This window comes from Streptomyces sp. NPDC026301 (assembly GCF_055567935.1).
In genome coordinates this window covers 150,598-156,802 of sequence record NZ_JBVHPN010000018.1, presented here as the reverse complement: position 1 = coordinate 156,802, position 6,205 = coordinate 150,598, and the positions used below count along the sequence as shown (strand labels likewise).

4 protein-coding genes are annotated in these 6,205 nt (G+C 69.6%); all 4 read right to left on the bottom strand.

The features are described from left to right. On the bottom strand, positions 1 to 827 hold an 827-nt coding region (locus ACZ4MH_RS28030), incomplete at its 3' end, for an adenosylhomocysteinase (RefSeq protein WP_351586208.1). Next, complete coding sequence (gene metF / locus ACZ4MH_RS28025; RefSeq protein ID WP_351586210.1) at positions 817 to 1,683, bottom strand: methylenetetrahydrofolate reductase [NAD(P)H]; 867 nt, start codon at positions 1,681 to 1,683, stop codon at positions 817 to 819. The genes metF and ACZ4MH_RS28030, both read right to left, overlap by 11 nt. Beyond that, the gene (gene metH / locus ACZ4MH_RS28020) at positions 1,680 to 5,156 is read right to left on the bottom strand and encodes a methionine synthase (protein WP_351586212.1); all 3,477 of its coding nucleotides are present in this window, start codon (positions 5,154 to 5,156) and stop codon (positions 1,680 to 1,682) included. Before metH ends, metF begins: the two co-directional genes overlap by 4 nt. Beyond that, positions 5,153 to 6,136 (bottom strand): carbohydrate kinase family protein, encoded by a 984-nt coding sequence (locus ACZ4MH_RS28015; protein ID WP_351586214.1) that lies wholly within the window; start codon positions 6,134 to 6,136, stop codon positions 5,153 to 5,155. The genes metH and ACZ4MH_RS28015 overlap by 4 nt, the downstream gene beginning before the upstream one ends. Positions 6,137 to 6,205 lie beyond the last annotated feature (69 nt).

Below are 6,205 nucleotides of genomic sequence, written 5' to 3'. Positions count from 1 at the left end.
ATCTCCGTGATGATCACCCGGGCGCCCTGGCCGCGCAGCGACTCCGCACAGCCCTTGCCCACATCGCCGTACCCGCACACGACGGCGGTCTTGCCGCCGATCAGCACGTCGGTGGCGCGGTTGATGCCGTCGATCAGCGAGTGCCGGCAGCCGTACTTGTTGTCGAACTTCGACTTCGTCACGGCGTCGTTCACATTGATCGCCGGGAAGAGCAGGGTGCCGTCCCGGTGCATCTCGTACAGACGGTGGACACCGGTCGTGGTCTCCTCCGTCACACCGCGGATCTCCGAGGCGAGGGCGGACCAGTCGAGGGTGCTGGACTTGAGCAGGGCGCGCACGACGGCCAGTTCATCATTGGACGCCTCGGGCAGCTTGCCGGTCTTCTGCTTCTCGACGCCGAGGTGCACGAGCATGGTGGCGTCACCGCCGTCGTCCAGGATCATGTTCGGCCCCGGCGCGTCCGGCCACGTGAGCGCCTGCTCGGTGCACCACCAGTACTCCTCCAGCGACTCGCCCTTCCAGGCGAAGACCGGGATGCCGGCGGCGGCGATGGCGGCCGCGGCGTGGTCCTGGGTGGAGAAGATGTTGCAGGAGACCCAGCGCACCTGGGCGCCCAGCGCGATCAGCGTCTCGATCAGCACGGCCGTCTGGACCGTCATGTGCAGCGAGCCGGTGATGCGGGCGCCGGCCAGCGGCTGGGCGGCGGCGTACTCCTTGCGGATCGCCATCAGACCGGGCATCTCGTGCTCGGCGAGGGTGATCTCCTTGCGGCCGAAGGCGGCCAGGGAAAGGTCGGCGACCTTGAAGTCGGTGAACTCAGCGGGCATGAAGGCTCCTTGAGGTGGTGACACTGCGGTGGATCTCGACCGCGGCCGTCGAGCGGTTGAGGGTGATGTAGTGGAGTCCGGGCGCGCCTTCGGCGAGCAGGCGCGTGGCCATCTCCGTGGCGTACTCGACGCCGATGCGGTGGCCGTCGGCAGGCCGGTCGCGGGCGGCCTCCAGGCGGTGCGCCAGGTCTTCGGGGAAGGCGGCGCCGCTCAGCTCGGCGAACCGGCGGATCTGCCGTACGTCCGTGGCCGGCATGATCTCGGGAATGATCGGCGTATCGCAGCCCGCGGCGGCCACCCGATCCCGGAACCGCAGATAGTCCTCGACGTGGAAGAACATCTGGGTGACCGCGTAGTCGGCACCCGCCCGGCACTTGGCCACGAAGTGGCGGACCTCGCTGTCCCAGTCGGCGGAGCGCGGATGCCGCTCGGGAAAGGCCGCCACACCGATGGTGAAGTCGCCCAACGAGCGGATCAGCTCGACGAGTTCGTACGCGTACGTCAGGCCCTGCGGGTGCGGCGTCCACGCTGCGCGCAGATCACCGGGTGGGTCGCCGCGCAGCGCGAGTACGTCGTGAATGCCCGCGTCGGCGTACCGGCCGATGATGGCCCGCAGCTCGGCGACCGAGTGCCCGACGGCGGTCAGGTGGGCCACCGGGCGCAGCGTCGTCTCCTCGGCGATGCGCCGGGTCACCTCGATCGTGCGGTCCCGCGAGGAGCCTCCGGCGCCGTACGTCACGGACACGAAGTCCGGCGACAGGGCCTCCGCCCGCCGGATCGCCTCCCACAGCACCCGCTCGCCCGCCGGCGTCTTGGGCGGGAAGAACTCGAAGGAGAAGGTCGGCCCGGCCTTCACGCCCGCCTCCCGGCGTTGAAGTAGCCCGCCTCGGGGTGGTGCACGACGATGGCGTCGGTGGACTGCTCGGGATGGAGCTGGAATTCCTCCGAGAGGACGACCCCGATGCGCTCCGGCCGCAACAGGTCCGCGATCTTCGCGCGGTCCTCCAGGTCCGGGCAGGCCGGATAGCCGAGGGAGTAACGGCACCCCTGGTACTCGGTACGCAACATCCCGTCGAGGGATCCGGGTTCGTGGTTCGCGATGCCGAGTTCGGTCCGGACCCGGGCGTGCCAGTACTCGGCGAGCGCCTCGGCCAACTGCACGGACAGGCCGTGCAGTTCCAGGTAGTCGCGGTAGGAGTCGGCCGCGAACAGCTTCGCGGTCTCCTCGCCGATCTTCGAGCCGACGGTGACGACCTGCAGGCCGACCACGTCGGTCTCGCCGGACTCCTCCGGGCGGAAGAAGTCCGCCAGGCACAGGCGGCGGCCGCGGCGCTGGCGCGGGAAGGTGAAGCGGATACGTTCCGTTCCCTCTTCGTCGAGGATGATCAGGTCGTCGCCTTTGGAGACGCAGGGGAAGTAGCCGTGGACGACGGCGGCTTCGAGGAGGTTGTCCGTACGGAGCCGGTCCAGCCACATGCGCAGCCGTGGCCGGCCCTCGGCCTCGATGGTGTTCTTCCTCAGGCCCCACTGGCCCTTGAAGAGCGCGCCTTCGTCCAGCCAGGAGGCGTAGTCGGCGAGCTGGATGCCCTTGACGACGCGGGTGCCCCAGAACGGCGGGGTCGGGATGGGGTTGTCGGTGGCCACGTCGGAGCGGACGGAGCCCTCCTGCGGGCGCGGCTCCTCGATCTGGAGAGTGGATGACTTGACCCGGCGCTGCTTGAGTTCGGGCAGGGTGGCGCCGGGCACGCCGCGCTTGACCGCGATCAGGGCGTCCATCAGGCGCAGGCCCTCGAACGCGTCGCGGGCGTAGCGGACCTCGCCCTCGTAGATCTCGTGCAGGTCCTGCTCGACATATGCGCGGGTCAGGGCGGCGCCGCCGAGGATGACGGGGAAGTCGGCGGCCATCTTGCGCTGGTTGAGCTCTTCCAGGTTCTCCTTCATGATCACCGTGGACTTCACCAGCAGCCCGGACATGCCGATCACGTCGGCCTTGTGTTCCTGGGCGGCCTCCAGGATCGCGGCGACGGGCTGCTTGATGCCGAGGTTGACCACGTTGTAGCCGTTGTTGGACAGGATGATGTCCACCAGGTTCTTGCCGATGTCGTGGACGTCGCCGCGGACGGTGGCCAGCACGATGGTGCCCTTGCCCTCATCGTCGGTCTTCTCCATGTGCGGCTCCAGGTAGGCCACCGCGGTCTTCATGACCTCGGCGGACTGGAGCACGAACGGCAGCTGCATCTGCCCGGAGCCGAACAGCTCACCGACCACCTTCATGCCCTCAAGGAGGGTGTTGTTGACGATGTCGAGGGCGGGCGTGTCCTGGAGCGCCTCGTCGAGGTCGGCCTCCAGGCCGTTGCGTTCACCGTCGATGATGCGGCGCTTGAGACGCTCCTCCAGCGGAAGGGCCAGGAGTTCCTCGGCCTTGCCCGCCTTCATCGACTTCATGTTGACGCCCTCGAATAGCGCCATGAGCTTTTGCAGGGGGTCGTAGCCCTCGGCGCGGCGGTCGTAGATCAGGTCGAGGGCGACCTTGACCTGCTCCTCATCGAAGCGCGCGATGGGCAGGACCTTGCTCGCGTGCACGATCGCGGAATCCAGGCCGGCCTTGACGCACTCGTCGAGAAAGACGGAGTTGAGCAGGACACGGGCGGCCGGGTTCAGGCCGAAGGAGATGTTGGACAGGCCCAGCGTGGTCTGTACGTCCGGGTGGCGCCGCTTCAGCTCCCGGATCGCCTCGATCGTCGCGATGCCGTCCTTACGCGACTCCTCCTGACCGGTGCAGATGGTGAAGGTCAGGGTGTCGATGAGGATGTCGGACTCGTGGATGCCCCAGTTGCCGGTCAGGTCCTCGATGAGCCGCTCGGCGATGGCGACCTTGTGCTCGGGCGTGCGGGCCTGGCCCTCCTCATCGATGGTCAGCGCGATCAGCGCCGCGCCGTGCTCCTTGGCCAGCGCGGTGACCTTCGCGAAGCGGGACTCGGGCCCGTCACCGTCCTCGTAGTTCACCGAGTTGATGACCGCGCGGCCGCCCAGCTTCTCCAGCCCGGCCTCGATGACCGGCACCTCGGTGGAGTCCAGCACGATCGGCAGCGTGGAGGCGGTGGCGAAGCGGCCCGCCAGCTCCTCCATGTCGGCCACGCCGTCGCGGCCCACGTAGTCCACGCACAGGTCCAGCATGTGCGCGCCCTCACGGATCTGGTCCCGCGCCATCTCCACGCAGTCGTCCCAGCGGGCCTCCAGCATCGCCTGGCGGAACTTCTTCGAACCGTTGGCGTTGGTGCGCTCGCCGATCGCCAGATACGAGGTGTCCTGACGGAAGGGCACATGGGCGTACAGGGATGCCGCCCCGGCTTCCGGGCGCGGTTCCCGGGCCACCGGCTCGGCTCCGTGGACCCGCGCGACGACCTCGCGCAGGTGCTCGGGCGTGGTGCCACAGCAACCGCCGACCAGCGAGACCCCGTAATCCCGTACGAACCCCTCCTGGGCGTCCGCCAGTTCAGTAGCGGTGAGTGGATAATGCGCGCCGTCCTGGCCCAGCACCGGCAGCCCCGCGTTGGGCATGCAGGACAGCAGCACGCCCGCATGTCGTGCCAGGTAGCGCAGGTGCTCGCTCATCTCGGCCGGCCCGGTCGCGCAGTTCAGGCCGATCATGTCGATGCCCAGCGGCTCCAGGGCGGTCAGCGCGGCGCCGATCTCGGAGCCCAGCAGCATGGTGCCGGTGGTCTCCACGGTCACCGAGCAGATGATCGGCAGGTTGGTGCCGGTGACCTCCAGCGCCCGGCGGGCACCCAGGATGGCGGCCTTGGTCTGCAGCAGGTCCTGGGTGGTCTCCACCAGCAGCGCGTCCGCGCCGCCGGCGATCATGCCCTCGGCGTTCTGCTGATAGGCGTCCCGCAGCGTGCGGTAGGGGGCGTGGCCCAGAGTGGGCAGCTTGGTGCCCGGGCCCATCGAGCCCAGCACCCAGCGCTGCTGCCCGGTGGAGGCGGTGAACTCATCCGCCACCTCACGGGCGATGCGCGCACCGGACTCGGACAGCTCGAAGACCCGCTCGGGAATGTCGTACTCGCCCAGCGCCGCATGGTTCGCGCCGAAGGTGTTGGTCTCCACACAGTCCACGCCCACCGCGAAGTACTCCGCATGCACGGAGCGGACGATGTCCGGGCGGGTGATGTTCAGGATCTCGTTGCAGCCCTCGAGCTGCTGGAAGTCCTCCATGGAGGGGTCCTGGGCCTGGAGCATGGTGCCCATGGCTCCATCGGCGACCACCACGCGCGAGGCCAGCGCCTCGCGGAAGGCGTCGATGCGGGCGGTGTCGTACCGGGAAGTCACGAGGCCTCCCCGAGCCCCGGTGCGAACTGCGCCGCCGTTTCCGGTCCGTACGCCTCGGCGACCCGCTCCAGCAGTTCCGCGGGCAGCAGCTTGTACTCCTGGGTGCCGACCGACTCCAGTACCGTCGTGGCGACCGCGCAGCCCAGCTGGGCCGCGCGCCGGTACGGCCACTGCCAGGCCAGGCCTGCGAGGAAGCCGGCGCGGAACGCGTCGCCCGCGCCCGTGGGGTCGGCGATGTCGTCGGTGGGCACGGCGGGTATGTGCAGTTGCGGTTCGCCGGCGCGCGTGAGGCGTGCGCCGTCCGCGCCGAGCGTGGTGATCCAGGTGCCTACGTGGTCGAGTACGGCGGCGGTGCTCCAGCCGGTCCGTTCCTGCAGCAGCGCGGCCTCGTACTCGTTGGTGAAGAGCAGGCGCGCGCCGGCGACGAGGGACCGGGTCTGTGCGGGGGAGAGGCGGGCCAGTTGCTGTGAGGGATCGGCGGCCACCGCGATGCCCTCGGCGTGGGCGGTCGCGGTGTGCCGGAGCATGGCCTCGGGGGCATCGGCGCCGATGAGGGCGAGGTCGAGTCCGCCGGCGCGACGGGCGACCGCGGCGAGGTCGATGTCACGCGCCTCGGCCATGGCCCCGGCGTAGAAGGTGGCGATCTGGTTCTGGTCGGTGTCGGTCGTGCACATGAAGCGGGCGGTGTGCAGGTGCTCGCTGATGCGTACGGAGCCGGTGTCGACCCCGTCGGCCGCCAGCCGTGCTGCGTACTCGGTGAAGTCCGCGCCGGCGGCCCCGACCAGGACGGGCCGCAGGCCCAGTCGGCCCAGGCCGCAGGCGATGTTGGCGGCCACTCCGCCCTGGCGGACCTCCAGGTGGTCGGCGAGGAAGGACAGCGAGACCCGGTCCAGCCGGTCGGCGATGAGCTGTTCGGTGAAGCGGCCGGGGAAGGCCATCAGATGGTCGGTGGCGATCGATCCGGCGACGGCGATCTGCACGGTTCTCTCCTTGCCTGCGGGGTGGGGCGTGGGCGTTTCGGCATACGGGGAGGGGCAGGGATCGAGAAT